The following is a 24,760-nucleotide window of genomic DNA, read 5'->3' as shown; positions in this document are numbered from 1 at the left end:
GCAATTTTGTCAATGAATGGCAACAGCACTCGGTAGATTAACGCGTTGCTTTCGGCTAGGCAACCACGGCAGGCCAGGAACTTGACCGGCAGCAAATCAGGCAGAGGCTTGGAGCAGCTGGGCGGTATCCGGTTCAAAAAAGGCCAGCACCTCCTCGCGCTTGGCGTAGGTATCGCTTTCGCCCAGGGCGATCAGCTCGCGTGTGAAGCTTTGTTCAAACAACAGATAGGACGCCAGCGCCGAACCGCGCGCCTCGGTGGCCCCGATTCCGCCCAGCATGGTGCGGATCGGGCGCGGCAGGTTGCCGACGTGGCGGCTGGCGATGCCGTCGATGCGCTTGGAGGGCGAGATCACCAGGGTACGGATGGGTTTCAGGGGCGTATGGCGGCGCTGCTCATCGTTCAGGACCGACAAGGTCTGGTTGACCCGGTTGATGCGTTCGATGTCGGCGGACAGGCCATCCAGGAAGATACCCGACATCGCATGCCCGGCCACTTGCGCCAGGCTGGGGTAATGCGGGGTATTGGTCGGGGCCTGCTCACCCTTCTCGCCCATGCGTCCGGCACCGATGATGAGCACCTTGGTGGCACCGAGGTGGATGGCCGGGGAAATCGGGGCGATCTGGCGCATCGAGCCATCCCCGCAATACTCGCAACGGCCGTCGATGTACACCGGAATGGCCGGAAAGATGAAGGGAATGGCGGACGAGGCCAGCAGATGGTCGATGCCGATCTGGTCGCGCATGGCCAGGCGCTGGGTGCGGCGCCACGGTTCGATCTCTTGCGCACACTGGTAGAAGGTGATGTGCTGGCCGCTGGTGTAGGACGAGGCGGTCACCGCCAGCGCATGCAACTGTCCTTCGGCCAGGGCGGCATCCAGCCGTGGCAGGTCCAGCAGGCGATGCAGCATGCTCACCAGCGGGGTGTTGTCCAGCAGGGAATTGGGCGGATTGGCGCGCCACTTGCGCAGCAGCCAGCCGAAGGAGAACAGCGACAGCCAGCGCGCCCCCGAGCGGATCACGCCCAGCGAATCGGCGCGGTACACCTGCTCCACCTGGAAATTGCTCCACACCGCCATCAGCTCGCGCACGGCTTCGCCGAAGTCGTCTGCCCGGCAGGCCAGGGCGGTGCCGTTGATGGCGCCGGCCGAGGTGCCGCAGATGATGGGGAAGGGATTGCTGTGCACCGGCCAGCCGGCTTCGAGCAGGATCATCGAGAGGGCGTTGAGCACACCCACCTGGTAAGCCGCCCGCGCGCCGCCGCCGGTCAGGATCAAGCCTGTTTTGTGTTCCATGGTCTCCATGAGGGGAGCTTATCAGCAGCACCCTCGCCGTGGACAAGAGAATTGGCAGGCAAATGCCGTCTATTTGGGCTGCATGCGGATGGCACCATCGAGGCGGATGGTCTCGCCGTTCAACATCACGTTCTCGATGATGGTGCGGGCCAGCTGTGCATATTCGGTGGCACGGCCCAGGCGCGGCGGGAAAGGGACGGCCTGCCCCAGCGAATCGCGCACTTCCTGCGGCATGGCCAGCATCATGGGGGTCTCGAAGATACCCGGGGCAATGGTCATGACACGGATGCCGCTGCGCGAGAGGTCCCGCGCCATCGGCAGGGTCATGGCAACGATGGCCCCCTTGGAAGCCGAATAGGCCGTCTGCCCGATCTGGCCATCGTAGGCCGCCACCGAGGCGGTGTGGATGATGATGCCGCGCTCGCCCTCTTCCTGCGCCTCGGTCTTGGCCATGGCATCGGCCGCAAAGCGGGCCATGTTGAAGCTGCCGACCAGGTTGATGTTGAGCGTCTTCATGAACAGCGCCATGCTGTGCGGGCCGTTCTTGCCGACCAGCTTCTCGGCCGGGGCGATGCCGGCGCAATTGACCAGTCCGCGCAGGCTGCCAGCCTCTTGCGCGGCATGCACCACGGCCTGGGCATCGTCTTCCGAACTGACATCGCAGCGCACGAAGACGCCGCCCAGTTCGCGGGCCAGCGCGCTGCCGGCCTCCTCGTTGAGATCGGCCAGCACCGGCTTGCCGCCGGCTGCTGCGATCATGCGGGCAGTGGCCGCACCCAGACCGGATGCTGCGCCGGTGACGATGAATACATTTCCTTCGATACGCATGGAGTCTCCTGTTTTTTCTCTGCGCGCAGCCAGGCGGATGGCCTGGCCGGCGAGCCATTGATGACGGGTTTCATCAGGGGGCATTATTTGACGAATCGGCCAGCCTGGCAATGCAGGCTTTCCCTTCGCGGTGCGGGGATTATGCGCAGGTCGCCGCACGGCAGACTATCCGTGCGGCGACAATCAGGGCTGCCGTCAGATCGGGTCAGGACACCGTCGGCAGCAAGGGCACCAGCAGCAGCGCCACGATGTTGATGATCTTGATGAGCGGATTGACGGCGGGCCCGGCCGTATCCTTGTAGGGATCGCCCACGGTGTCGCCGGTGACGGCGGCCTTGTGGGCGTCCGATCCCTTGCCGCCGTGGTGGCCGTCTTCGATATATTTTTTGGCGTTGTCCCAGGCGCCGCCGCCAGTGGTCATCGAGATGGCCACGAAGAGCCCGGTGACGATGGTCCCCATCAGGAGCCCCCCGAGCGCCGACGGCCCCAGCAGCAGCCCGACCAGGATCGGCACGATCACCGGCAGCAGCGACGGCAGGATCATTTCACGGATGGCAGAAGAGGTCAGCATATCCACCGCGCGGTCATACTCGGGACGCCCACTGCCATCCATGATGCCGGGGATGTCGCGGAACTGGCGACGCACCTCCACCACCACCGCACCGGCCGCGCGTCCCACCGCTTCCATCGCCATGGCACCGAACAGATAGGGAATCAGCCCGCCGATGAAGAGCCCGATGATCACCGCCGGGCTGGACAAGTCGAAGCTGGCGGTCTTGCCCACGGACTCCAGCGCATGCGTGTAATCGGCAAACAGCACCAGTGCGGCCAGGCCTGCCGAGCCGATCGCATAGCCCTTGGTGACGGCCTTGGTGGTATTGCCCACAGCATCGAGCGGATCGGTGATGGCGCGCACCGAATCGGGCAAGCCCGACATCTCTGCGATACCGCCGGCATTGTCGGTGATGGGTCCGTAAGCATCCAAAGCCACCACGATACCGGCCATGGACAGCATGGAGGTCGCCGCAATCGCAATCCCGTACAAGCCTGCCAGCCAGTACGACGCCAGGATCGCCGCGCACACCGCCAGCACGGGATAGGCGGTGGACTTCATCGACACCCCGAGACCGGCGATGATATTGGTGCCATGCCCGGTGGTGGAGGCTTCGGCGATATGGCGCACCGGCTTGAAGTCGGTGCCGGTGTAGTACTCGGTGATGTAGACCATGAGACCGGTGAGCACGATGCCCACCACGGCTGCGCCCATCAGGGGCGCGCGCAATTCAGGCGGCAACAGCAGCCATGTGACCGCCGCAAAGCCGACCAACGACAAGCCGGCCGACCACCACAGCCCGGTATAGAGTGCCGACATGATCTTCTTTCCCGGCTGCGCCTTGACCATCGCGCAACCGACGATGGAGGCCAGGATCGACACCCCGCCCAGCGCCAGCGGATAGAGCACCGCCAGGGTTTCCAGGCCCTTGAGCATGAGGCTGCCCAGGAGCATGGTCGCCACCAGCGTGACGACATAGGTCTCGAACAGGTCGGCGGCCATGCCGGCGCAATCGCCCACGTTGTCCCCGACGTTGTCGGCGATGACCGCAGGATTGCGCGGATCATCCTCAGGAATGCCGGCTTCTACCTTGCCCACCAGGTCGGCTCCCACATCCGCACCCTTGGTGAAAATGCCTCCGCCCAGCCGCGCAAAGATGGAAATGAGGGATGCCCCGAAAGCCAGTCCGATCAAGGGCTGGATGGCATCGTGCAGGCTGGCGGCGCGTCCCTGTCCGTAGACATAGAGGACCCAGAAGAACAGGGATACCCCCAGCAATCCCAGCCCCACCACCAGCATCCCGGTGATCGCCCCGCCCCGGAAAGCCACGCCCAGCGCCTCGTTCATGCCGCGCGTGGCGGCCTGTGCTGTACGCACATTGGCGCGCACGGACACGTTCATCCCGATGAAACCGCAGGCGCCGGACAGCACCGCCCCCAGCAGGAAGCCGATGGCGGTCAGCCAGCCCAACCCGGGAATGAGCGCAATGACGATCAGCAGCACCACCCCCACCATGGCGATGGTACGGTACTGCCGCGCCAGATAGGCCGCCGCGCCCTGCTGGATGGCCAGGGCGATTTCCTGCATGCGGGGGTTGCCGGGGTCCTGTTTGAGAATCCAGCGCCGAGAAACCAGGCCATAGATCACCGCGACCAAGCCGCAGGCAATGGCAAACCACAGGGCAAGTGCCATCTTCGTCTCCTTTGTTATCACGACTCATCAACAATCACGAACATCCGCCACGCCGTCCGGGTGCTGCTGTTCCGGTTCGTCGCGGCCGATACTGCGCCTGCAAATTGCGTCGCCCTTTTTTATTGGAGTTGTTGTGCCTTGCCGGGCCACCGGTGCCACGCCCTCGGGCGGGCGTCACAACCGGTGATCGGTTTACTTAGTTTTTTGCGTACTGCCGTGCCAGCTGCCTCAGCAGCGACAGCATAAAAAAAAAAAGCGGACCGAAGTCCGCTTCACTTTACTCCGCCAAGGCGGCAAATGCACGATCCCTGATTTCTTCCACCGGACCGACGCCGGCGATCTTGCGATACTTCGGCGCACCCGGCTGGCCCGACTTGGCCCAGTCACCGTAGTAACCCACCAGCACTTCGGTCTGCTCGTGATACACGGACAGACGCTTCTTGACGGTTTCTTCCTTGTCGTCGTCACGCTGGATCAGCGCTTCGCCGGTCAGGTCATCCTTGCCCTCGACCTTGGGCGGGTTGAACTTGACGTGATAGGTGCGGCCCGAACCCGGGTGCACGCGGCGGCCGCTCATGCGCTCGACGATGGCGCTGTCGGGCACGTCGATTTCCAGCACGTAGTCGATGGCCACGCCGGCTTCCTTCATCGCATCGGCCTGGCGCGTGGTGCGCGGGAAACCGTCGAAGAGGTAGCCATTGGCACAGTCAGCCTGTTTCAGGCGATCCTTGACCAGGCCAATGATGATGTCGTCGGAAACCAGACCGCCCGCATCCATCACCTTCTTGGCAGCGATGCCAAGCTCGGTGCCCGCAGCCACGGCCGCGCGCAGCATGTCGCCGGTGGAGATCTGCGGAATGTTGAATTTTTCCTTGATAAAAGTGGCTTGCGTGCCTTTACCGGCACCAGGCGCTCCTAAAAGGATGAGGCGCATGTCGTTTCCTAAATTGAGGGTTTCTGAATATGAATGCTTGAATTCTTTTGCGACGTGATGGCAGAGGATCGCTACCATCTGGACGGTTATGCAGCTTGTTTGCGCGCCGTTTGCATCAGCTCTGGGACGAAACTTACCACAAAATCTTACCGAACCATGACAAACGCCTGATTTTTAAGCAGTCTCCGGACTCTGATTGTGTCGTGTCAGCTTGACATGGAACTTACAGCAAGCCGATCCGCACAGCCTTGCGCCGGATCATGCCTGCCGCGCCGAGGAGCGATCAGAGCGCGGAGATGGTCTGCACCAGGGGGCTATCCGGCGGCGCCTCGAAATGCTTGCGCACGCGCAACAGGTCTTCGGGCGTATCCACCCCGGCTTCGGGCACCATCGAGGTCACGTGCACGGCGATGGCATGGCCATGCCAGAGCACGCGCAATTGCTCCAGCGCCTCGATGCGTTCCAGCGGGGCCGGGGCCAGCGTCGGGTAGAGCTGCAGGAAGCGGTTGCTGTAGGCATACAGGCCTATATGGCGCAGCGGCACGTATTCATTGGCGTGATCGGGACCGCTGGCGTCGGGCAGCGACTCACGCGACCTGGCAAACGCATCGCGATGCCAGGGAATGGTGGCGCGTGAGAAATACATGGCGCAGCCTTCCTTGTTGAGCACCACCTTGACTACGTTGGGATTGAAGGCATCCTCGGCAGTCTCGATGGCGTGCGCGGCCGTGGCCATGGGTACGCCGTCCTTGATGTGGGCGGCGGTGGCGGCGATCAGGCCCGGATCGATCAGGGGTTCATCGCCCTGCACGTTGACCACCACCTCATCCTCGGTGAGCCCCAACGCAGCGGCGACTTCGGCGATGCGGTCGGTGCCGGAGGGATGATCGGCGCGGGTCATGGCCACTTCGATGCCATGCTGCTCGCAGGCGGCGTGGATGTCGTGGTGGTCGGTGGCCACGATGATGCGGGTGGCCCCGGAGAGCGCGGCGCGCTCGGCCACGCGCACGATCATGGGCTTGCCGCCGAGGTCGGCCAGGGGCTTGTTGGGCAGGCGCGTGGAAGCCAGGCGCGCAGGGATGATGACGGTAAAGGTCATGGAATCAACCGCAGCAGGAAGGCAAAAATCGGGAATCAAAAGACCGGGGCCCCGCGTCAGGCCGCAGGCGCTGCCGGCACCGCCGTCAGTTCGCGCGCTTCATCGGCCCACATGATGGGGATGCCATCGCGGATGGGATAAGCCAGCTTGTCTGCCTTGCAGATCAGTTCCTGGGCTTTTTTGTCATAGTCCAGCGGGCCCTTGCAGATGGGGCACACCAGGATATCAAGCAGTCGGGCGTTCACGGAGTTTCTCCACTATATGTTCAGCCAGCGCGCCGTCGATGCGCGCCGAGACAGGCACGACCCAGATGCGCGGGTCGTTTCGGATGGCCTCGATAGCCCTGCATTTTACTGCATCCTTTTCCGTGATCAGGATGACATCGGCCGCAAGGCCTGCAAAAGGATCGATGGCGAAATCAAAATGGTCGGGCAAGGGATGGCGCGCAAAGGACAAACCCGCTGCTTCCAAGGTCGCAAAAAACCGCCCGGGGTTGCCGATCCCGGCCACCGCCGCCAGCCGCACGCCGCCCTCGCCCATCCGCTCCAGCGGCTTGCGCGTACCGGGCGGGGCCAGTTGCACGGCCTGGTCCGCCTGCAGCCGCATGGCATGCGCGCCGCCGGATGCTCTGCCCTGCGCGCCGACATTGACCACCGAAAAATCGCGTCGGCGCGAAGCCGGCTCGCGCAGCGGCCCGGCCGGCAGTAGCCAGCCGTTGCCCACACCGCGCGCATCGGAGAGCACAATCTCGATGTCGCGTGCCAGCGCGTAATGCTGCAAGCCATCGTCGGAAATGATCACATCCACCTCAGGATGCGCGGCCAGCAAGGCGCGCCCGGCCTCGGCCCGGCGCCGGCCGACCACCAGCGGCACACCGGTGCGCTGGACGATCAGCAAGGGTTCGTCCCCCACCTGGGCCGCCGCCGCATCGGCCGTGACCTCCAGCGTCTGCCCGGCACCGCCGCCATAGCCGCGCGAAATCACGCCGGGATGCAGGCCTGCCGCACGCAAGGCCTCGATGAGCCAGATCGCAAACGGTGTCTTGCCGGTGCCGCCGACGAAGACGTTGCCCACCACGATCACCGGCACCGGCAGCCGTTCGGCGCGCTTGATGCCCAGCGCGAAGAGCGCGCGGCGCAGCGCTGCGAGCGCGCCAAAGAGCAGCGACACCGGCCACAGCAGGCAGGCCAGCAGACCGCGCTGTTGCCAGGCGCGGGTCAGGATGGCTTCGGCAGTGGGCCTGGATTCGGCCATGTTGGGGTTCCAGTGAATAAAAAAAACGCGGGCCAGGCGGGACCTGGCCGGCGCGCCATCGCTGCTGGATGACGTGAAGCTATTGGCAAATTTTCAGTGCGGCTCGCGGCCGGCTACTTGCTGCTCGACTGCGCCGCGAAGGTCAGCTTGGGATAACCCGCCATGCGTGCGGCCTCCATCACGTTGACCACGGTCTGGTGTGTGGCCAGCGCGTCGGCATTGATGATGATGACCGGATCGGCCTTGCTGCCGCTGCTGCGCACCGCTGCCTGCATTTCTTCGGACAGCCCCTGCGCATCCCGCGCAGCGATGCGCTTGTTGTTGACGGCGTAGCGGCCATTGGCGTCGATGGCGATGTTGATCTCGAAGGGCTGTTCCAGCGCCTTCTGGGCATCGGCCGTGGGCAACGTGACCTGCAGGGCGGTGAACTTGCTGTAGGTGGTGGTCACCATCAGGAAGATCACGATCACCAGCAGCACGTCGATGAAGGGGATCAAGTTGATCTCCAGGTCTTCGCGGGGACGGCCCTTGCGGAAGTTCATGCGGTTCTCCGTCGTCCAGGATCAGCGGCGCACATCGTGGACGATGTCCACGAACTTGACGGCCTGCTGTTCCATGTCAACCACGAAGCCGTCGACCTGGGCCCGGAAGTGGCGATAGAACACCAGCGCCGGCATGGCAATGGCCAGGCCGAAACCGGTGTTGTAGAGCGCAATGGAGATGCCGTGCGCCAGCTGCGCCGGATTGGTTCCGGCGGCGTTCTGCGAGGCGAAGATCTCGATCATCCCGACCACGGTGCCAAAGAGGCCCATGAGCGGCGCCAGCGAAGCGATCGTCCCCAGCGTGGTCAGGAAACGCTCCAGACGATGCGCGGCGGCCTGGCCGGCTTCCTCGATGGCTTCCTTCATCACTTCGCGCGGGGCATCGACGTTGCGCAGGCCGGCGGCCAGCACCTGGCCCAGCGGCGAATTCTGTTCCAGCTTGTCGATGACGTCCTCGTTGACGCGACCGCTCTGGTAGACCCGGACCACTTCGCCCAGCAGGTCCGGCGGCAGGACGCGCGCGCGGCGCAGGTAGGCCAGTCTTTCAATGACCAGCGCCAGGCCGATGATGGAAGCGATCAGCAAAGGCCAGATCGGCCAGCCGGCGGCGAGGATGATGGCGAGCAAAACGTACTCCTAAGAAATGCGGATGAGCGGTCAATCTGATGCAGCCGGCGGCCCTTGTCCGGCACGCCCGTTTCTGCGGTGCAGAATGTAGCCGGTTGCGCGCGGCTCGGCAAGCGCAGCCAGCTTGGCTTTACAATGCGGCATTGTATCGCCCCTGGAGTCCCCGCGTCCCATGCCTGCCGACAAGTTCCCGCCCTTCCCCGCTGCCCGCCCGCGTCCGGAGGCCATGCCGGCCGCCGCCGCTACCGACGGCGGCCCACCCATCCTGACCGTCTCCGGCCTGAACCAGGCGGTGGCGCGCATGCTGGAGCGCAATTTCCCGCTGATCTGGGTCAAGGGCGAGATTTCCAATTTCACCCGCGCCGCCTCCGGCCACTGGTATTTCAACCTCAAGGATGACGGGGCGCAGGTGCGTGCGGTCATGTTCAAGGGCCGCGCGCAATACGCCGGCTTCATGCCACGCGAAGGCGACAAGGTCGAAGTGCGCACCCTGGTGACGCTCTACGCCCCGCGCGGCGATTATCAGCTCAACGTGGAAGCCATCCGCAGCTCCGGCGTGGGCGACCTCTACGCCGCCTTCGTGCAACTGAAGGAAAGACTGGAACGCGAAGGCCTGTTCGACCGCGACCGCAAGCGCGCCCTGCCGGGCTTCCCGCGCCGCATCGGCATCGTCACCAGCCCGCAGGCCGCTGCCTTGCGCGATGTGCTGACTACCCTGCGCCGCCGTGCCCCGCATGTGGAAGTGGTGCTCTACCCCACGCCCGTGCAGGGCGAAGGCGCGGCGCAGCGCATCGCCAATGCCATTCGCACTGCCTCCGGGCGCGCCGAATGCGATGTGCTGCTGGTATGCCGTGGCGGCGGCAGCATCGAAGACCTGTGGTCGTTCAATGAAGAAGTGGTGGCGCGCGCCATCGTGGAGGCCAGCATGCCGGTGATTTCCGGTGTCGGCCACGAAACCGATTTCACCATCGCCGACTTCGCCGCCGACCTGCGCGCGCCCACCCCCACGGCCGCGGCCGAGCTGGCCGCCACTGCGCGCGAGGACTGGCTGGCTGAACTGCGCGGCCACGCCAATGAGCTCACGCGCGCCCTGCGCCGCAACCTGACCGAAAAAGCGCAGACCGTGGACTGGCTCTCGCGCCGCCTGGTCAACCCGAGTGCGTATATACAGCACGAACGCGTAAAACTGGCCGCGCTGCAAACCCGGCTTGCCCACGCCACCCGCGTGCCGCTGACCCGCATGCGCCACCGCCTGCAGCAACTCGCCACCCACCTGTCGCACCAGATTCCCGACACGGCCCACGCCCGGCGCGACCTGCTGGACCTGACGCGGCGCCTGCAAGGAGCGCAGGCCGCCCGGCAGTTGCGCCAGCGGCAGGCGCTGGCGGGGCTGAGTACGCAGCTCGAACTACTCAATCCGCAACGCACGCTGGAGCGCGGCTACGCCATCGTCAGCGACCGCCAGGGCCGTGTATTGCACGCCCCGGCCGAGCTGGCCGCGCGCAGCGAAGTGACCATCCGCCTGGCCGAAGGCAGTGCCGAGGTCGGCATTGCCAGCGTGCAGCCACGGCTGGATTGAGCTGATCCGGCCGCCCTGCTTGACGGCTGTGGCAGACTTTTTTGGCATAAGCATTTTCCGGCGCAATACAGCGCAGCGCGGCGTATTACGGGTGTAGCCAACGGCAGCCAGGGCGCCGATGAGCTGGAACGTCTTGCGGGGACTGGCATCTACGGTCTTGCCTGCGCTGGCGACCGGCGCCTCCCATTGGGAACCATTCGCATTGCCGCACTGGAGGCCGATGCGCGACAGACGCGCGCCAGATTTGACCGAGTGCAAAGAATTGTCTTCCGCTTTAGAATCGCAGGTTCGGAAAAGACCCCTTCGTAGCAAACCAACAAGACTGAAAGGATTCATCATGGCACATACCCTTCCGGCACTGCCTTACGATCTGGACGCGCTGGCGCCCACGATTTCCAAGGAAACCCTGGAGTATCACTATGGCAAGCACCATCAGACCTATGTGACCAACCTGAACAACCTGATCCCGGGTACCGAATTCGAAAACCTGTCCCTGGAAGAGATCATCAAGAAATCTTCCGGCGGCATCTTCAACAACGCTGCCCAGGTGTGGAACCACACCTTCTACTGGAACGGCCTGACCCCGAAGGGCCAAGGCGCTCCGAGCGGCGCGCTGGCTGACGCCATCAACGCCAAGTGGGGTACTTTCGACGCCTTCAAGGCCGAGTTCACCAAGCAAGGCCTGGCCAACTTCGGTTCCGGCTGGACCTGGCTGGTCAAGAAGGCTGACGGTTCCCTGGACATCGTCAACACCACCGGCGCCGGCACCCCGCTGACCACCGACAGCAAGCCGCTGTTGACCGTGGACGTGTGGGAACACGCGTATTACATCGACTACCGCAACGCACGCGCCAAGTACGTCGAGAACTACTGGGGCATCATCAACTGGGACTTCGTGGCCAAGAACTTCGCTTGATCACCCTGCCTCCCGGCAAGAAAAAACCACGCGCGAGCGTGGTTTTTTTTCGTCTGGCGCAGCTGCCGCAACTGCCGCAACTGCTGCAGTGTTCAGGAAAAACGGTCCAGCACACTGTACCAGGCCACACCTGCGGCGATGTAGAAACGCTGCAGGCCATGCAGCGGAATGGGCTGGATGGTACTCACCGGGAAAGGAAACACGCTGCCCGCCTGACCGGTCAGGCGCTGTGCCAGACAACGTCCCATGGTGCTGGCCATGGCGATGCCACGGCCGTTGTAGCCCAATGCAATGATCAGCCCGGCAGCAGGTTCGTGTACGTGCGGCAGGAAGTCGCGCGTGATGGCCACCCGCCCTGACCAGCGGTAGTCAAACTCCACCCCGGCCAGTTGGGGAAACAGCAGGGCCACAGAACGTTCCAGGTGGGCAAAATCCGCCTGTCCGCGCGGCTCGCGGAAGGGGCCGCGTCCGCCCATGAGCAGGCGGCCCTCGGCGTCGCGCCGGTAATACAGCAGCAGGCGGCGTGAATCCGAAGTAACCTCGCCCCCGGGCAAGATGCTTGCACCCAGCGCTGGCGGCAGCGGCCGGGTAGCGACGATGAAGCTGTTGGCGGCGATGACCGATTGCCGCAGGTGCGGCCACAGGTCATCGGTATAGCCATTGGTGGCCAGGACCACGCGCTCGGCATCGATATGGGGACCCTGCGCGGCATGCAGGCGCCAGCCGCTGGTGCGGCGTTCCAGGCGCGCCACGGGGGTGCCCCCATGGATGGCCACGCCCAGCCGCTGCGCCGCTTGCGCCAGGCCCCGGCAATACTTCAGGGGATGCAGGCTGCCTGCCCGCTCGTCCTTCCATCCGCCGACATAGGCGCCCGTGCCGATGTGTCGCGCCACTTCTGCCCCATCCATCAACCGCGCCGGCGCGCCTTCGGCCATCCACTGCTGCGCACGTGCTTCCAGCGCACGCATCACCTTGGGCGAATGCGTGGGCTGGATCCAGCCGGAACGCTGAGCTTCACAATCGATGCCATGACGGCCGATCAGATCGAATACCGTGTCGGCTGCCGAACCAATGGCTGCAATCAAAGGATCGGCTTTGGCACTGCCAAACAGGACCCGCAACTGGTCGGGATCGTACTTGAGGCCGGGGATGACCTGGCCGCCGTTGCGGCCGGATGCACCCCAGCCAGGCGCACGGGCGTCCAGCACGCACACCGATACTCCAGCCTCGGCCAGGTGCAGCGCGGTGGACAGCCCGGTGTAGCCGGCGCCGACGATGGCAACGTCATAGCGCGCGCTGGCCTGCAGGGGCGGGGTCTCCAGCGGATCGCCGCCGGTAGCCGCCCACAGGGACGGCGCAAACGCCGCATTGGATTGCTGTGTCATGGCTCAGGCCTCGTTCTCACTTGCCGATCACGCGCCGCAGGAAATCCTGCGTACGCGCATGCTGCGGTTCAGACAGCACCTGGGCTGCCGTGCCGGATTCGACGATGCTGCCGCTGTGCAGGAAGCACACGCGGTCAGCCACCTCGCGCGCAAAACCCATCTCGTGCGTGACCACGATCATGGTCATGCCATCGGCGGCCAGCGTGCGCATCACCGCCAGGACCTCGCCCACCAGCTCGGGGTCCAGCGCCGAGGTCGGCTCGTCGAACAGGATCGCTTCGGGCTGCATGGCCAGCGAGCGTGCGATGGCCACGCGCTGCTGCTGGCCACCGGAGAGCTGGGAAGGATAGGCATCGCAGCGCGCGGCCAGGCCCACCTTGTCCAGCAGCGCCATGGCCTGTGCCCGCGCCTGCTCGCGTGGCACGCCATTGACGAAGACCGGACCCTCGGTGACGTTTTCCAGCACCGTTCGATGCGGGAACAGGTTGAAGCGCTGGAACACCATCCCCACGCGGGTACGCAAGCGATGGATGTCGGGACCATCGCGGTCGACGCGCTGGCCGTCGATGAAGATATCGCCGCGCTCGTAAGACTCCAGTGCGTTGATGCAACGCAGTACCGTGGACTTGCCCGAGCCGGACGGTCCGATCAGGCAGACGACCTCGCCCTCGGCCACGGACAGAGAAACATCCTTGAGCACTTCGTGCTGCCCGAAGCACTTCGAAATATGCTTGACCTCGATCATCGTGCCCTCCCCTTGCCGTGACGGATCTCCAGACGGCGAATCACGAACACCAGCGGCAACGACAGCAGCAGATACAGCACTGCCACGGTGGTGTAGACCGTCATGTTCTGGAAAGTGCTGGAGGCGATCATCTGGCCGGCACGCGTCATTTCCAGCACCGTGATGGTGGACACCAGTGAGGAGTCCTTGAGCATCATCACCAGCGTATTGCCATAAGGCGGCAAGGCGATGCGGAAGGCCTGCGGCAGGATCACGCGGCGCATGATGAGCGGCCCGCGCATGCCGATCGACTGCGCCGCCTCGATCTGCCCCACATCCACCGCCTCGATACCGGCGCGGAAGTTCTCCGCCTGATAGGCCGAATAGGCGATGCCCAAGCCGATCACACCCGCCTGGAAAGCCGAGAGCTGGATGCCGATGTCAGGCAGCACGAAGTAAATGTAGAACAGCTGCACGATGATCGGCAGCCCGCGGATGATGTTGATGACGGTGGCGCCAGCCAGTGCCACTGGCTTCAGGCGCGAGACCTTCATGAGGGCCAGCAGCAGTCCGATCACCGAACTGAGCAGGAAGGAAAGGATCGTGACTTCGACGGTGACCAGCGCTCCCTTGAGGAGGATGGGCAGGAAGTCCAGCACGGTTTGCACAAGCATGGGCGCAGAAGGGGGGCAGGTAGGGGAGCGGGCCGGCAAGGCGCCGGTGGAGCGGCGCCTCTTGGGCGGAAGATGAAAACGGTGAATGCCCGGATCAGTTCAGCTTCCACTGCTCCACGATGCGTGCCAGCGTGCCATCGGCCTTGAGCTCGGCGATGGCCTTGTTCAAGCGTTCCATGAGCTTGGGGTCCCCCTTGCGGATGACCAGGCAGACGTCACCCATGAGGGTGGACTGATATTCCTTGACCAGGCGCACCTGTGGATTGGCGCCTTGCGACAGCTGGTAAGCAACAATGGGACGGTCACCGAAGCCAGCCTTGATACGCCCCAGGCCGACATCGCGCATCATGTCGGCCACCGAATCATAGGTCTTCACTTCCTTGAAACCACCCTTCTTGTTCAGGGCATCCACAAAGACGGTGCCCACCTGTGCACCGACGATCTCGCCCTTGAGGTCATCGAGGGTCTTGTAGCTCCTGGTGTCCTGGACATTGACGAACAGACCCTCACCATACGAATAGACCGGATCGCTGAAATCGACGATCTGGGCGCGCGCCTCGGTCTTCAACATCGCTGCGGCAATGATGTCGATCTTGTTTCCGGTCAGCGAAGGGATCAGCGCAGAAAACGGTGTCTGCTGGATGTTGACCGCAAAACCAGCCTTGCTGCCCACGGCGGTGACGGTATCGACCATCATGCCCTGCAGCTTGTTGGTCTTGATGTCAAGGAAGGTGAAGGGCACACCGGTGGAGGTCGCCCCCACGTTGTAGCTCGACTGTGCCATGGCGGGCGCGGCAGCCAGCGTGGCGGCCAGGGCGATGCTGCCCAGCAGGTGTTTGAACAGGCAATGGAATGGCTTCATACAACTTCCCCTTTGGCGCGAGACCGCGACCAGGCGCGATCAGGATGGACGGCTGGAAGTCCGCGCGACGGTGCAAAACCCCTCGGCGGTGCGTGGACCTGCAAGGACTGCGGCGGCCCCTCTCGGAACCGGATGCTGCAACACCCGAAGCGGCCTCGCATCGGACTGCCCGGTATGGCCTCGATGCGCGGCATGCATATCAATATGACGCGTTGAAATAAGTATATTTAATTTACATGAATCGTCAATAGATATTTATGTATCGATATTCGATACGCGCGGACCAAATTATCGTAAAATCAAAGCGATTACTTTTTCCCCACTTCTCTTCCAGGAGCGCGCATGAACGAGCCCGACCAGACCGCCTCGGACCTGCTGTTCAATCAATCACTGGAAAAGGGGCTGGCCGTGCTGCGCGCCTTCGATGCCCAGCACCGCACGATGACGCTGGGCGACGTGGCCAGCGCCACCGGCATGTCCAAGAGTTCGGCTCAGCGCATGGTGCATACGCTGGAAATGCTGGGGTATGTCTGCAAGCATCCCAAGACGCGCCGCTACCAGCTCACGCCCAAGGTCATGGAGGTGGGCTACAACTATCTGGCCGCCGACATCCTGGTGGACGTGGCCAACCCGTTTCTCTCGGAGCTGGCCAACATCACCGGTGAGACCGTCAACCTGACCGAGCCCTACGACTGCGAGATGGTCTATGTAGCGCGCTTCGTGGCCAGCAAATTCATCCCCATCCACATGCCCATCGGCAGCCGCATCCCGATGTACTGCACGGCTTCCGGCCGCGCCTACCTGAGCGGCCTCGACCCTGCCGAGGCACGCGCCATCCTGGCCGCCAGCGAGCGCACGCAGCACACGCCGCATACCCGGACCCACGTGGAAGACATCATGCAGTTGCTGGAGAGCAGCCGTGAACGCGGCTTTGCGAGCAACCGGGAAGAACTGTTCCTGGGAGACATGACCATCGCCGCCCCGGTGTTCAACAGCGAGCGCCGGCCGGTGGCGTCGGTTCATGTGGTTGCACCGACCAGCCGCTGGAATGTGGAAGATGCCGAGAAGAAGCTGGGCCCCCTGGTGCTGGAGTGCGCGCGCGCCATTTCCAATTCGGTACGCACGCTGGTGTGAGCCTTGTGACACAATCACCGGTCACATTGATCACTTGCCCAACGGAGACCCTCATGGCCCACATCACCCTGCACAACGCCGCCGGCTACGCCCAGGACATCAAGGCGCGCATCCACCAGCTCAAGTCCGACGAACCCGAAAGCAATGGCGGCAAGGACACCGGCCCCGCGCCCTATGAATTGCTGCTGGCCGCGCTGGCCTCTTGCACCTCGCTCACGCTGCGCATGTATGCCGACCGCAAGGGCTGGGATCTGGGCAGCATCTCGGTGGACGCCCACTTCGGGCGCGACGACAGCGGCCTGGAAACCATCACCCGCAAGATCAGCTTCGGCAATGCCCTGACGCAAGAACAACTCACGCGCCTGGCCGAGATCTGCGAAAAGACGCCGGTCACCAAGACCATCCGCCAGGGCACCGCGATTCAGACATCGATGGCGTAACCCGCGGCGCGCCAGGCATCGATGCCGCCGGTGAGCGGCCGCACGCGCGTATAGCCGCGCCGCATCAGCTGGCGCGCCACCATGGCCGCCGAGGCCTCGTTGGGACAGGCGCAATACACCACCACCTCACCCTCGACGGGGCCATCGAAGACGAAGGTCTGGATTTCCTGGTTGGAAATGGTGACGGCACCCGGAATGCGGCCATCCAGCTGCGACATCGGCGAACGCACATCGATGATGGTGGGCGCATTGCCCTCTTCGAGCATCGTATTCAATTCTTCCACTGAAATACGCGCCATCTCCAGCGACTTGCGGAAACGCCGGCGCTGCCACCACTTGTTGGCCACGAAGGCCGCCAACGCCACGGCAATCATGAGCATGCCGTAATGGCCCAGTTGCGCCAGCACATTGAGCAGGTCGTCCACCGCCGAGCTGAAGAGCGAACCGAGGAAAATCCCCAATCCCGCCCACAGGGCGCTGCCGGCCGCATCCCATAAAACGAAGCTGATGCGGCGCGTGCCCATGGTGCCCGAGAGCGCACTGGCAATCGAGGCGAAGCCCGGAATGAATTTGGCCAGCAAGAGCGAACGCGCGCCCCAGCGCAGGTAGATCGATTCGGTCTGGCGCACACAGGAGTCCGGCGAGAGCGAAATACGGCACAGCCGCGACATGATCTGGCGGCCGTAGCGGCGCCCGGCAAGGTACCAGCAATAGTCGGCAATGAGCGCCGCGCTCACCGCCAGCAGCAGCAACAGCGCCGGCGAATAGCGTCCGGTCGCCGAGAGCGCACCGGTGATGATCAGCGTGGGATAGGCCGGCACCGGCGCGCCCAGCTGCTCGACCAGCACGTTGATGAAAACGAGGATCAGACCGTATTGCTCGATCAGGTGGTAGAGGGTGTCCATGGCCGGCTGCCTTGATGTCTCACCACCTGGGAGGCGGTGGCTGTTCCGCCGTGATGGCGGATTGCAGGATGCCATTATAGGCGCGCGGACTGTCCCTGCGCTTGGACAAATGCGGCGCGCGCCAATCCCGTAAAAATGCGCCCGGCGCACCGTGGGACCACGGGCGGGCGGACGCAAACGAGGAAAGACCTCGGAGAAATCAATAATGGAACGAGCTCAGACCGCGTGCTTGGCCACCGCCTCCGTGCGGCTCTCTGCCGAACCACCCCCACCCTGCACCGACGGCCGGGTCCGAGCCAGGAACACCAGCACCGCCGCCACCAGCGACGCCGCCGACAGGGCATACAGGCCGCCCTGGATGGAACCGGTCTTCTGCTCCAGGTAACCGAAGGTAGCCGGCGCGAAGAAGCCGCCCAGGTTGCCCAGCGAATTGATCAGTGCCAGCACCGCTGCCGCAATGCGCGCATCCAGATAGGCCTGCGGAATCGGCCAGAACAAGGACGAAGCCGCCTTGAACCCGATACCCGCAAAGCACACTGCCACGAAGCCGACCACCGGACCGGCCGAGGCCGAGACGGCCATGCCGATGGCCGAGATCACCAGCGTGGTCGCCACCCAGAACTGCGGCTTCTTGTAGCGCGCGGCCAGCACGGCGAAGACATACATCGCCGCAATGGCCACGATCCACGGAATCGAATTGAACAGGCCAACCTGGAAATCATTGAAGTGCCCCATCTTCTTGATGATGGTCGGCAGCCAGAAAGTGGCGCCATAGATGGTCAGCTGGATGGCGAAATAGATCAGGCAGAACAGCACGATCTGCGGATCGCGCAACAAGCTCAGCGCCGAGACATGCGGCGGACGATTGGCTGCACGCTGCTCCTGCTCGGCCGCGATGACCGTGGCCAGGGCTTCTCGCTGTTCCGGCGAGAGCCACTTGGCATCACGGGGCGTCGAGTCCAGCACCTTCCACACCACCACGCAGAACAGCATCGACGCCCCGCCCTCGATGAGGAACATCCATTGCCAGCCATGCAGTCCGCCACCTTCAATCAACAGCAGCGCGCCGGTGATCGGACCGGAGAGAATCGATGCAATCGCCGAGCCCGACAGGAACACTGCCATGGCCCGGCCACGCTCATGATTGGGCAGCCACTGCGTGAAGTAATACACCACGCCCGGGAAGAAACCGGCCTCGGTCACGCCCAGCAAAAAGCGCATGAAATAAAAACTGGTCTCGCTGTGCACGAAGGCCATGCAAGCCGCCACCAGGCCCCAGGTGAACATGATGCGCGTGAGCCAGGCGCGCGCGCCATAGCGTTGCAGCAGCATGTTGGAAGGAACTTCGAAGATCGCATAGCCGACGAAGAACAAGCCCGCGCCCAGGCCAAAGGCCGCTGCGCCGATCCCAAGATCGGTGGCGAGGTGACTGCGCACGAAACCGATGTTGACGCGGTCGATGTAGTTGATGATGAACATGGCCACGAACAGCGGCAGGATGCGCCACTTGATCTTGCTCACCGCCGAGGTGAGGACCTGGTTCGCTGCAGGGGAGGACTGGGATGGATTCACGGGTTGTCTCCTCGTATGAGCCCGTACTGCCGGTTGATGAAAGAAAGTGCAGGCCGCCGACGCGTTGATCGCGCTCTTCTCGCAGCCTCGTCAAAACAGATGAAGACCCTTGCTCAACGCACCAGGCAAGGTTTCTTGGGATCGAATTTCCAGCCGGGGACCAGGTATTGCATGGCCACTGCATCATCGCGTGCGCCTAGCCCCATGTTGCGGTAGGTCTGGTGCGCTGCCTCGACTTGCTCCATGTCCAGCTCCACACCAAGGCCAGGCTTGGCCGGCACCTTGACCTTGCCGCCTACGATCTGCAGCGGCTCACGCGTCAGACGCTGGCCGTCCTGCCAGATCCAGTGGGTATCGATGGCCGTGATCTTGCCCGGCGCGGCCGCTGCCACATGGGTGAACATGGCCAGGGAAATATCGAAGTGGTTGTTCGAATGCGAACCCCAGGTCAGGCCCCACGCATGGCACATCTGCGCCACACGCACCGATCCCTGCATGGTCCAGAAATGCGGATCGGCCAACGGGATGTCCACCGATTGCAGCGAGATCGCATGGCCCATCTGGCGCCAGTCGGTCGCTACCATGTTGGTAGCGGTCTGCAGGCCCGTGGCCCGGCGGAACTCGGCCATCACTTCGCGGCCGGAATAGCCGTCCTCGGCTCCACAGGGATCTTCCGCGTAGGCCAGCACATCATGCTGGTCGCGGCACAGGCGAATGGCGTCCTTGAGCAGCCAGCCGCCATTCGGATCGAGCGTGATGCGTGCCTTGGGGAAGCGCTCGGCCAAGGCGGTGACGGCGGCGATCTCCTCCTCGCCGCGCATCACGCCGCCCTTGAGCTTGAAGTCATTGAAGCCGTAACGTGCATAGGCCGCCTCGGCCAGGCGCACCACCGCTTCCGGCGTGAGCGCGGCTTCGTGACGCAGGCGCAGCCAGTCGTCGTCCGCATCCGCTGCGGCCAGATACGGCAGATCAGTCTTGCGGCGATCGGCTACGTAGAACAGATACCCCAGCATCTCCACCTCATCGCGCTGCTGGCCCTCGCCCAACAAGGCAGCCACGGGTACGTCGAGGAACTTGCCCAGCAGGTCCAGCAGGGCCGCCTCCAGGGCGGTGACGGCATGGATGGCGATGCGCAGGTCAAAGGTCTGCAGGCCGCGTCCGCCCACATCGCGGTCAGTGAAGGCGGTGCGGGCACGATTGAGGATGCCCTGCACATTGCCGATGGACTGGCCCACCACCAGCGAGCGCGCATCATCGAGCGTCTGGCGGATGCCCTCCCCGCCCGGCACTTCGCCCACGCCCGTATTACCGGCACTGTCGGTGAGGACAACGATATTGCGCGTGAAATACGGGCCATGCGCCCCCGACAGGTTCAGCAGCATGCTGTCATGCCCGGCCACCGGGATGACGCGCATGTCGGTCACGCGCGGCGCGCCATTGTGCCGGGAGGGCGAAGATATCGGGGACGATGCAAAAACTGGGCTCTGGGTCATGGCGGGCTCTCTCCGGGACGGAATCGATCAGATTGCAATTTGGTAGCGGTACCAAATTCAGAATGAATGCATGGTAGCGGTACCAAATTTGACTGTCAACGGGAAACTGGTGATTGCCTCAAGGCATCAACTCATCAGCAAGGGAGAAACAGAACGGAGAAATATCAGGCGCTGTCGCGCGCAATGATGGAGAAGCCGACATCGACAATACGCTCGCTGACCTCGCCGCCCGAGGCGCGCTCGATGATGAAGCGCGCGGCGCGCTGGCCGATGCCGGTGCCATCGATGCGCACCGTGGTCAGACGCGGCTGCAGATCGCGCGAGAATTCCAGATCGCCGAAACCGACCACGGCCAGTTGCCCGGGAATGGCGAGGCCGCGGCTTTGCGCTTCGATCATCACGCCCAGCGCCAGCAAGTCGGAGCTGCAGAAGATGGCATCCAGATCAGGCTGCGCCTGCAGCAGTTCGGCCAAACCTTGGCGTCCTTGCCCCAGCGTCGTCGGGGCGACGACGTGATGCATGGGAACCTCGCCCCTGCCCTGCTGCATGCCCAGCGCCGCGCACTCCTGCGCGAAGGCATTCATGCGCCGCTGGCTGCGCTCGTCGCGACCGCCCACCACGGCCACCTTGCGGCGTCCCCGCGCATGCAGGTAGCGCGCCACTTCGCGGCCGATGGCTTCGTGCGAGAAGCCCACCAGCATATCGATTGGGGTCGGTGTCAGGTCCCAGGTCTCCACCACCGGAATACCGCTGGCCAGCAGCCGCTTGCGCGCTTCTGCCGAGCGCATGATGCCGGTCAGCACCACGCCATCGGGACGGCGGCCGATGATGGCTTCCAGCAGCGCATCTTCGCGCGAATTCTCGTAGCCGCTCTGGCCCAGCATGACCTGGTAGCCGGCCGCAGCCAGCGTTTCGGTGAGGGTATGGACGATTTCCTGGAACACCGGGCCGATGACGGTGGGCACCACCACCGCCACCAGGCGGCTCTTGTTGGAGGCCAGTCCACCGGCCAGCAGGTTGGGCACGTAACCGGTTTTCTCGACCGCCTCACGCACCTTCTGCAACACCTTGGGCGAGACCGCCGAGGGCGTATTCAAGGCACGCGACGCGGTGATCGGCGCCACTCCCGCCAGCTGCGCCACATCGCGCAGCGTGATGCCACCGCCGCTCTTGCGCGGACCCCGGCGGCGCGGTTCGGCGCTGTCGTCGTCGCGTGACTTGGAGCTGGGATCAGTGGAGGAATCGACGGGAAAGACGCGGTGTTCTGGCATGGGCGCCATTTTAGCACCGGTGCTGGTAGCGATACCACGGACAGTCGCTGGCAGAGCGGGCCTACCCTTCTGTACAATGTCGCCGGTCAAAAACCGACTGGAATCACTCTCTCATGGCAAGCACTACCCCCACTTTCTCCCGCATGGGCTCTCGCGTTACGGATGCCAGACTGGCCGCCATTGTGCGCGTGCTTCTGTTGACCGGTGCTTTTGCCCTGTTCGCCTGGATCGCATGGAACGGCTGGCATGCCATCGCTGCCGTGGATGACTTCTGCTACGGCCACGGGGCGCAACAGCGCGGCCAGTGGTCGAACCTGGTGTTTGAATACTTCAACTGGGGCGGACGCTTCGCCGCCACCGTGCTCATCTCGTCCTTCGCCGCCGCGCGCACGCTGCTGCTGGACCATTACTACCTGGTGCCGCTCACCATCCTGCTGCTCAACCTGCTGGCGGCGTGGCATTTCCTGGGTGCGGTCGGACTGCGGTCCTGGCCGTTCTACGTGCTGTTCTGCATGATGCTGCTGGCCACCTTCCGGATGCGGGAGTCGCTCTTCTGGCTCTCCGGCGGCGCTACCTACGGCACCGCATGTGCCTTGCTGCTGGTGCTGATGGCGCAAGAGTGGAAGATCTGCTGCGGTGCCGTCGAAGCGAAGGGAATGCGTCTGGTGTGGCTGGCACTGGGCGGTTTCCTGCTGGCTGGTTTCAACGAAGTTGCCTCGCTGGTGCATCTGACGCTGGTGGCCATCCTGAGCGCCTGGCTGCTGTTGCGTCAGCGCCGTGGCGCACTGTACCTGCTGGCAGCGCTCGGCGCACTCGCCGGCACCCTGGTGGCGGGCCTGGCCCCCGGCAACTTCGCGCGGGCAGCGACCACCGTCCATGACACCAGCCTGGTGGCGGCGCTGCTGGACTCGCTGGGCTTGCTCTTCAAAAAATACGTCGTCACGCTCATCCTGCATTCCTTGATTTTCTTCGTCCTCATGTGGGCCTGCCGCATCGCACCGTCGACCAGGCCCCAGGGCTTGCGGGTGGCCGTGCTCATTGGCGTACTGTTGCTGGCCCTGTGGGCGGGCATTTTCCCGCGTGTCTACGCGCTCAACGAACTGGGACCGGAACGCTCACGCACCATCGACTTCCTGCTGATCAACGTGATGGCGATGATCGCGGCGTGGTGGCTCAACGGCAAGCGTTCGGCGCGCGACGATACGCCGCGTCCGGTGGTGGCCGGCCTGCTCTCGGTGGTGGTGCTGGGCGCAGTGGCCAGTGCCGTCCTGATCCCGGCAGCCACGGTGTTGCCGGTCTGGTCCGAGCTGCAAGAAAGTGCAGCGTTGCGTCGCCTGATGGATGAGCGCTTCGCTACCATCGAGCAGTCCGACCACCAGTCCCTGGTGGTCAAAGCCTACACCCGCGAGCCCAAGCCGATCACGTATTTCAATGACGTGTTGTCCGATCCGCGCCAATGGGAAAACGTCTGTTTTGCCAATTATTTCCACCTCAAAGAAATCTCCGCCCGGTGAGGACCCCATCATGACGCGCCCCAAGACCATTTCACTGGTCGTCCCGTTCTACAACGAAGGGGGCGGCGTCGATGGCTTCGCCCGCTCCATCTCTGCCATCGCCGCGGGACTGCCGGCCTATCGCTTCGAGATCATCTGCGTCGATGACGGCAGCCGCGACAGCACGCTGCGCGAACTGCTGGAACTGCACCAGCGCGACCCGCGCTTCACGGTCCTCGAACTTTCCCGCAATTTCGGCAAGGAAGCGGCCATGACGGCCGGCATCGATGCCGCCGGCGGCGATGCGGTCATTCCCATCGACGCCGACCTGCAAGACCCGCCAGAGTTGATCGCGCAGATGATCGGGCAGTGGGAGCAAGGCGCCGAAGTGGTCCTGGCAAAACGGACCGACCGCAGCAGCGATTCCTACCTCAAGCGCCAGAGCGCCTCGCTGTTCTATCGTTTCCACAATGCACTCTCCGGCATCAAGATCCCGGAAAACGTGGGTGATTTCCGTTTGATGGACCGGGTCGTGGTCGATGCGCTGCGGCAGCTTCCCGAACGCCAGCGATTCATGAAAGGCCTGTTCGCCTGGGTCGGTTTCAAGACGGTGACGCTGGAATACGCACGCCAGGCGCGGGAAGTCGGTCTGACCAAATTCTCCGGCTGGAAGCTCTGGAATTTCGCGCTCGAAGGCATCACCAGCTTCAGCACCGTCCCGCTGCGCATCATGACCTACCTGGGCATCAGCGGTACCCTGATCACTTCCCTCTATGCGCTCTACATCGTCCTCCGCACCTTGTTGCACGGGGTCGATGTGCCGGGCTATGCCTCGCTGCTGGTGGCGATTCTGTTCACGGGGAGCCTCCAGCTGGTCGGCATGGGCATCCTCGGCGAATATATCGGACGGATCTACATGGAGAGCAAACAGCGTCCCATCTACGTGATCCGTCACTGTCATCGCGCCCAGGCGAGCGCAACGGGCAGCGATACGACACCAGCCTCAACGCATGGCTGAGCGCCCGGCCGGAGAACTGCAGCCAGCGCGGCTGCGACCGATGCAATTCCTGGTCTTTGCGCTGGTGGGGGCAGTAGGAACACTGGCGCACTACGCGGTGCTGCTCACCCTGGTGGAATGCTTCCATCAGAGCGCCGTCATGGCCACTGCCTGCGGTGCCCTGGTGGGTGCGCTGCTCAATTTCGTGCTCAACCATCGACTGACCTTTGCCAGCCAGGAAAAATATCGCCGCACGATCCTGCGCTTCATGCTCATTGCCGCATTGAGCCTGGTGCTCAATGCGTTGCTGCTGCAGCTCCTGCTGCACTGGACCGGATGGGACTATCGTCTTGCGCAACTGATCGTCACACTGCTCGTACTGGTGCTGAACTATGTCCTGAGCGCCCTCTGGGCATTTGCGGCACCGAGGTAGGGAAACCACCGTCGTCAGCGCGCCAAATGCATTATTAACTTCGAATTAATAATGCCTCCC

24 protein-coding genes are annotated in these 24,760 nt (G+C 63.8%); 7 read left to right on the top strand and 17 right to left on the bottom strand.

The annotated features are described in order from the left end of the window. Positions 1–96: 96 nt before the first annotated feature. The 9 genes from ACLRDN_RS05490 to ACLRDN_RS05450 all read right to left on the bottom strand — a co-directional run bounded on the left by ACLRDN_RS05490 (position 97) and on the right by ACLRDN_RS05450 (position 8,822). The gene (locus ACLRDN_RS05490) at positions 97–1,302 is read right to left on the bottom strand and encodes a patatin-like phospholipase family protein (RefSeq protein ID WP_209531980.1); all 1,206 of its coding nucleotides are present in this window, start codon (positions 1,300–1,302) and stop codon (positions 97–99) included. Positions 1,303–1,362: 60 nt separating this feature from the next. Next, complete coding sequence (locus ACLRDN_RS05485) at positions 1,363–2,121, bottom strand: SDR family NAD(P)-dependent oxidoreductase (protein ID WP_413459310.1); 759 nt, start codon at positions 2,119–2,121, stop codon at positions 1,363–1,365. Positions 2,122–2,326: 205 nt separating this feature from the next. Beyond that, positions 2,327–4,366 carry a sodium-translocating pyrophosphatase gene (locus ACLRDN_RS05480; RefSeq protein WP_413459309.1) on the bottom strand — a complete coding sequence of 680 codons (2,040 nt, stop codon included), beginning with the start codon at positions 4,364–4,366 and terminating at the stop codon, positions 2,327–2,329. A gap of 277 nt (positions 4,367–4,643) precedes the next feature. Next, on the bottom strand, positions 4,644–5,300 hold the full coding sequence (adk, locus tag ACLRDN_RS05475; protein ID WP_413459308.1) for an adenylate kinase: 657 nt from the start codon (positions 5,298–5,300) through the stop codon (positions 4,644–4,646). A gap of 283 nt (positions 5,301–5,583) precedes the next feature. Further along, positions 5,584–6,399, bottom strand: coding sequence for a 3-deoxy-manno-octulosonate cytidylyltransferase (kdsB, locus tag ACLRDN_RS05470; RefSeq protein WP_413459307.1), 816 nt, complete (start codon positions 6,397–6,399; stop codon positions 5,584–5,586). 56 nt (positions 6,400–6,455) lie between these two features. Continuing rightward, the gene (locus ACLRDN_RS05465) at positions 6,456–6,644 is read right to left on the bottom strand and encodes a Trm112 family protein (protein ID WP_034339340.1); all 189 of its coding nucleotides are present in this window, start codon (positions 6,642–6,644) and stop codon (positions 6,456–6,458) included. Next, positions 6,625–7,653: a tetraacyldisaccharide 4'-kinase gene (gene lpxK, locus ACLRDN_RS05460; protein ID WP_413459306.1), complete on the bottom strand. Its 1,029-nt coding sequence runs from the start codon at positions 7,651–7,653 to the stop codon at positions 6,625–6,627. Before lpxK ends, ACLRDN_RS05465 begins: the two co-directional genes overlap by 20 nt. Before the next feature lie 113 nt (positions 7,654–7,766). Beyond that, on the bottom strand, positions 7,767–8,195 hold the full coding sequence (locus ACLRDN_RS05455; RefSeq protein ID WP_413459305.1) for an ExbD/TolR family protein: 429 nt from the start codon (positions 8,193–8,195) through the stop codon (positions 7,767–7,769). A 21-nt stretch (positions 8,196–8,216) separates the two neighbouring features. After that, positions 8,217–8,822 (bottom strand): MotA/TolQ/ExbB proton channel family protein, encoded by a 606-nt coding sequence (locus ACLRDN_RS05450; RefSeq protein ID WP_413459304.1) that lies wholly within the window; start codon positions 8,820–8,822, stop codon positions 8,217–8,219. 226 nt (positions 8,823–9,048) lie between these two features. On the opposite strand from ACLRDN_RS05450, the gene xseA reads away from it, so the two are divergent. Together xseA and sodB are read left to right on the top strand one after the other, a co-directional pair. Then, positions 9,049–10,401 carry an exodeoxyribonuclease VII large subunit gene (xseA, locus tag ACLRDN_RS05445; RefSeq protein ID WP_413460347.1) on the top strand — a complete coding sequence of 451 codons (1,353 nt, stop codon included), beginning with the start codon at positions 9,049–9,051 and terminating at the stop codon, positions 10,399–10,401. Between the two features lie 337 nt (positions 10,402–10,738). Further along, positions 10,739–11,317 (top strand): superoxide dismutase [Fe], encoded by a 579-nt coding sequence (gene sodB, locus ACLRDN_RS05440; RefSeq protein WP_413459303.1) that lies wholly within the window; start codon positions 10,739–10,741, stop codon positions 11,315–11,317. A 92-nt stretch (positions 11,318–11,409) separates the two neighbouring features. On the opposite strand, the gene ACLRDN_RS05435 is transcribed toward sodB, so the two are convergent. The 4 genes from ACLRDN_RS05435 to ACLRDN_RS05420 form a co-directional block, all read right to left on the bottom strand. Beyond that, positions 11,410–12,702, bottom strand: a complete 1,293-nt coding sequence (locus tag ACLRDN_RS05435) for an NAD(P)/FAD-dependent oxidoreductase (protein ID WP_413459302.1) — start codon at positions 12,700–12,702, stop codon at positions 11,410–11,412. A 16-nt stretch (positions 12,703–12,718) separates the two neighbouring features. After that, complete coding sequence (locus tag ACLRDN_RS05430) at positions 12,719–13,447, bottom strand: amino acid ABC transporter ATP-binding protein (RefSeq protein ID WP_413459301.1); 729 nt, start codon at positions 13,445–13,447, stop codon at positions 12,719–12,721. Continuing rightward, the gene (locus tag ACLRDN_RS05425; protein ID WP_413459300.1) at positions 13,444–14,100 is read right to left on the bottom strand and encodes an amino acid ABC transporter permease; all 657 of its coding nucleotides are present in this window, start codon (positions 14,098–14,100) and stop codon (positions 13,444–13,446) included. The genes ACLRDN_RS05430 and ACLRDN_RS05425 overlap by 4 nt, the downstream gene beginning before the upstream one ends. A gap of 94 nt (positions 14,101–14,194) precedes the next feature. Continuing rightward, a complete protein-coding gene (locus ACLRDN_RS05420) occupies positions 14,195–14,962 on the bottom strand; it encodes an ABC transporter substrate-binding protein (RefSeq protein WP_413459299.1) in 768 nt (255 codons plus the stop codon). A 342-nt stretch (positions 14,963–15,304) separates the two neighbouring features. Between ACLRDN_RS05420 and ACLRDN_RS05415 the strand changes: the two genes are divergently transcribed. Together ACLRDN_RS05415 and ACLRDN_RS05410 are read left to right on the top strand one after the other, a co-directional pair. Beyond that, positions 15,305–16,096, top strand: coding sequence for an IclR family transcriptional regulator (locus ACLRDN_RS05415; protein ID WP_252697655.1), 792 nt, complete (start codon positions 15,305–15,307; stop codon positions 16,094–16,096). Positions 16,097–16,149: 53 nt separating this feature from the next. Continuing rightward, entirely contained in the window at positions 16,150–16,536 is a 387-nt protein-coding gene (locus ACLRDN_RS05410) for an OsmC family protein (RefSeq protein WP_413459298.1), read from the top strand. Here ACLRDN_RS05410 and ACLRDN_RS05405 read toward each other — a convergent pair. The 4 genes from ACLRDN_RS05405 to ACLRDN_RS05390 all read right to left on the bottom strand — a co-directional run bounded on the left by ACLRDN_RS05405 (position 16,518) and on the right by ACLRDN_RS05390 (position 21,786). Beyond that, positions 16,518–17,441: a DedA family protein/thiosulfate sulfurtransferase GlpE gene (locus ACLRDN_RS05405; RefSeq protein WP_413459297.1), complete on the bottom strand. Its 924-nt coding sequence runs from the start codon at positions 17,439–17,441 to the stop codon at positions 16,518–16,520. The two genes, ACLRDN_RS05410 and ACLRDN_RS05405, sit on opposite strands and share 19 nt — an antisense overlap. 216 nt (positions 17,442–17,657) lie before the next feature. Then, on the bottom strand, positions 17,658–19,013 hold the full coding sequence (locus tag ACLRDN_RS05400) for an MFS transporter (RefSeq protein WP_413459296.1): 1,356 nt from the start codon (positions 19,011–19,013) through the stop codon (positions 17,658–17,660). A 113-nt stretch (positions 19,014–19,126) separates the two neighbouring features. Next, the gene (gene gudD, locus ACLRDN_RS05395) at positions 19,127–20,506 is read right to left on the bottom strand and encodes a glucarate dehydratase (protein WP_413459295.1); all 1,380 of its coding nucleotides are present in this window, start codon (positions 20,504–20,506) and stop codon (positions 19,127–19,129) included. A gap of 164 nt (positions 20,507–20,670) precedes the next feature. After that, entirely contained in the window at positions 20,671–21,786 is a 1,116-nt protein-coding gene (locus tag ACLRDN_RS05390; RefSeq protein ID WP_413459294.1) for a LacI family DNA-binding transcriptional regulator, read from the bottom strand. A 104-nt stretch (positions 21,787–21,890) separates the two neighbouring features. Between ACLRDN_RS05390 and ACLRDN_RS05385 the strand changes: the two genes are divergently transcribed. Genes ACLRDN_RS05385 through ACLRDN_RS05375 form a run of 3 tightly spaced genes read left to right on the top strand, consistent with a single transcriptional unit; the run spans position 21,891 to position 24,700 of the window. Beyond that, complete coding sequence (locus tag ACLRDN_RS05385; RefSeq protein WP_413459293.1) at positions 21,891–23,291, top strand: DUF6056 family protein; 1,401 nt, start codon at positions 21,891–21,893, stop codon at positions 23,289–23,291. A 10-nt stretch (positions 23,292–23,301) separates the two neighbouring features. After that, a complete protein-coding gene (locus tag ACLRDN_RS05380; protein ID WP_413459292.1) occupies positions 23,302–24,288 on the top strand; it encodes a glycosyltransferase family 2 protein in 987 nt (328 codons plus the stop codon). Then, on the top strand, positions 24,281–24,700 hold the full coding sequence (locus ACLRDN_RS05375; RefSeq protein ID WP_413459291.1) for a GtrA family protein: 420 nt from the start codon (positions 24,281–24,283) through the stop codon (positions 24,698–24,700). The genes ACLRDN_RS05380 and ACLRDN_RS05375 overlap by 8 nt, the downstream gene beginning before the upstream one ends. Positions 24,701–24,760: the final 60 nt, after the last annotated feature.

This window comes from Herbaspirillum huttiense (assembly GCF_047300815.1).
GTDB lineage: Bacteria > Pseudomonadota > Gammaproteobacteria > Burkholderiales > Burkholderiaceae_D > Herbaspirillum > Herbaspirillum huttiense_A.
Note: the sequence above shows the minus strand (reverse complement) of the source record. Positions and strands in the feature narration are given on the sequence as shown.

Excerpts from the sequence above, each read along its gene's own strand:
- xseA (WP_413460347.1), top strand. The coding sequence starts at position 9,049 with ATGCCGGCCGCCGCCGCTACCGACGGCGGCCCACCCATCCTGACCGTC.
- ACLRDN_RS05390 (WP_413459294.1), bottom strand. The coding sequence starts at position 21,786 with ATGGCGCCCATGCCAGAACACCGCGTCTTTCCCGTCGATTCCTCCACT.
- sodB (WP_413459303.1), top strand. The coding sequence starts at position 10,739 with ATGGCACATACCCTTCCGGCACTGCCTTACGATCTGGACGCGCTGGCG.
- ACLRDN_RS05430 (WP_413459301.1), bottom strand. The coding sequence starts at position 13,447 with ATGATCGAGGTCAAGCATATTTCGAAGTGCTTCGGGCAGCACGAAGTG.
- lpxK (WP_413459306.1), bottom strand. The coding sequence starts at position 7,653 with ATGGCCGAATCCAGGCCCACTGCCGAAGCCATCCTGACCCGCGCCTGG.
- ACLRDN_RS05375 (WP_413459291.1), top strand. The coding sequence starts at position 24,281 with ATGGCTGAGCGCCCGGCCGGAGAACTGCAGCCAGCGCGGCTGCGACCG.
- ACLRDN_RS05380 (WP_413459292.1), top strand. The coding sequence starts at position 23,302 with ATGACGCGCCCCAAGACCATTTCACTGGTCGTCCCGTTCTACAACGAA.
- ACLRDN_RS05480 (WP_413459309.1), bottom strand. The coding sequence starts at position 4,366 with ATGGCACTTGCCCTGTGGTTTGCCATTGCCTGCGGCTTGGTCGCGGTG.
- ACLRDN_RS05410 (WP_413459298.1), top strand. The coding sequence starts at position 16,150 with ATGGCCCACATCACCCTGCACAACGCCGCCGGCTACGCCCAGGACATC.
- ACLRDN_RS05415 (WP_252697655.1), top strand. The coding sequence starts at position 15,305 with ATGAACGAGCCCGACCAGACCGCCTCGGACCTGCTGTTCAATCAATCA.
- ACLRDN_RS05405 (WP_413459297.1), bottom strand. The coding sequence starts at position 17,441 with ATGGACACCCTCTACCACCTGATCGAGCAATACGGTCTGATCCTCGTT.
- ACLRDN_RS05485 (WP_413459310.1), bottom strand. The coding sequence starts at position 2,121 with ATGCGTATCGAAGGAAATGTATTCATCGTCACCGGCGCAGCATCCGGT.
- kdsB (WP_413459307.1), bottom strand. The coding sequence starts at position 6,399 with ATGACCTTTACCGTCATCATCCCTGCGCGCCTGGCTTCCACGCGCCTG.
- adk (WP_413459308.1), bottom strand. The coding sequence starts at position 5,300 with ATGCGCCTCATCCTTTTAGGAGCGCCTGGTGCCGGTAAAGGCACGCAA.
- gudD (WP_413459295.1), bottom strand. The coding sequence starts at position 20,506 with ATGACCCAGAGCCCAGTTTTTGCATCGTCCCCGATATCTTCGCCCTCC.
- ACLRDN_RS05385 (WP_413459293.1), top strand. The coding sequence starts at position 21,891 with ATGGCAAGCACTACCCCCACTTTCTCCCGCATGGGCTCTCGCGTTACG.
- ACLRDN_RS05420 (WP_413459299.1), bottom strand. The coding sequence starts at position 14,962 with ATGAAGCCATTCCATTGCCTGTTCAAACACCTGCTGGGCAGCATCGCC.
- ACLRDN_RS05425 (WP_413459300.1), bottom strand. The coding sequence starts at position 14,100 with ATGCTTGTGCAAACCGTGCTGGACTTCCTGCCCATCCTCCTCAAGGGA.
- ACLRDN_RS05490 (WP_209531980.1), bottom strand. The coding sequence starts at position 1,302 with ATGGAGACCATGGAACACAAAACAGGCTTGATCCTGACCGGCGGCGGC.
- ACLRDN_RS05435 (WP_413459302.1), bottom strand. The coding sequence starts at position 12,702 with ATGACACAGCAATCCAATGCGGCGTTTGCGCCGTCCCTGTGGGCGGCT.
- ACLRDN_RS05455 (WP_413459305.1), bottom strand. The coding sequence starts at position 8,195 with ATGAACTTCCGCAAGGGCCGTCCCCGCGAAGACCTGGAGATCAACTTG.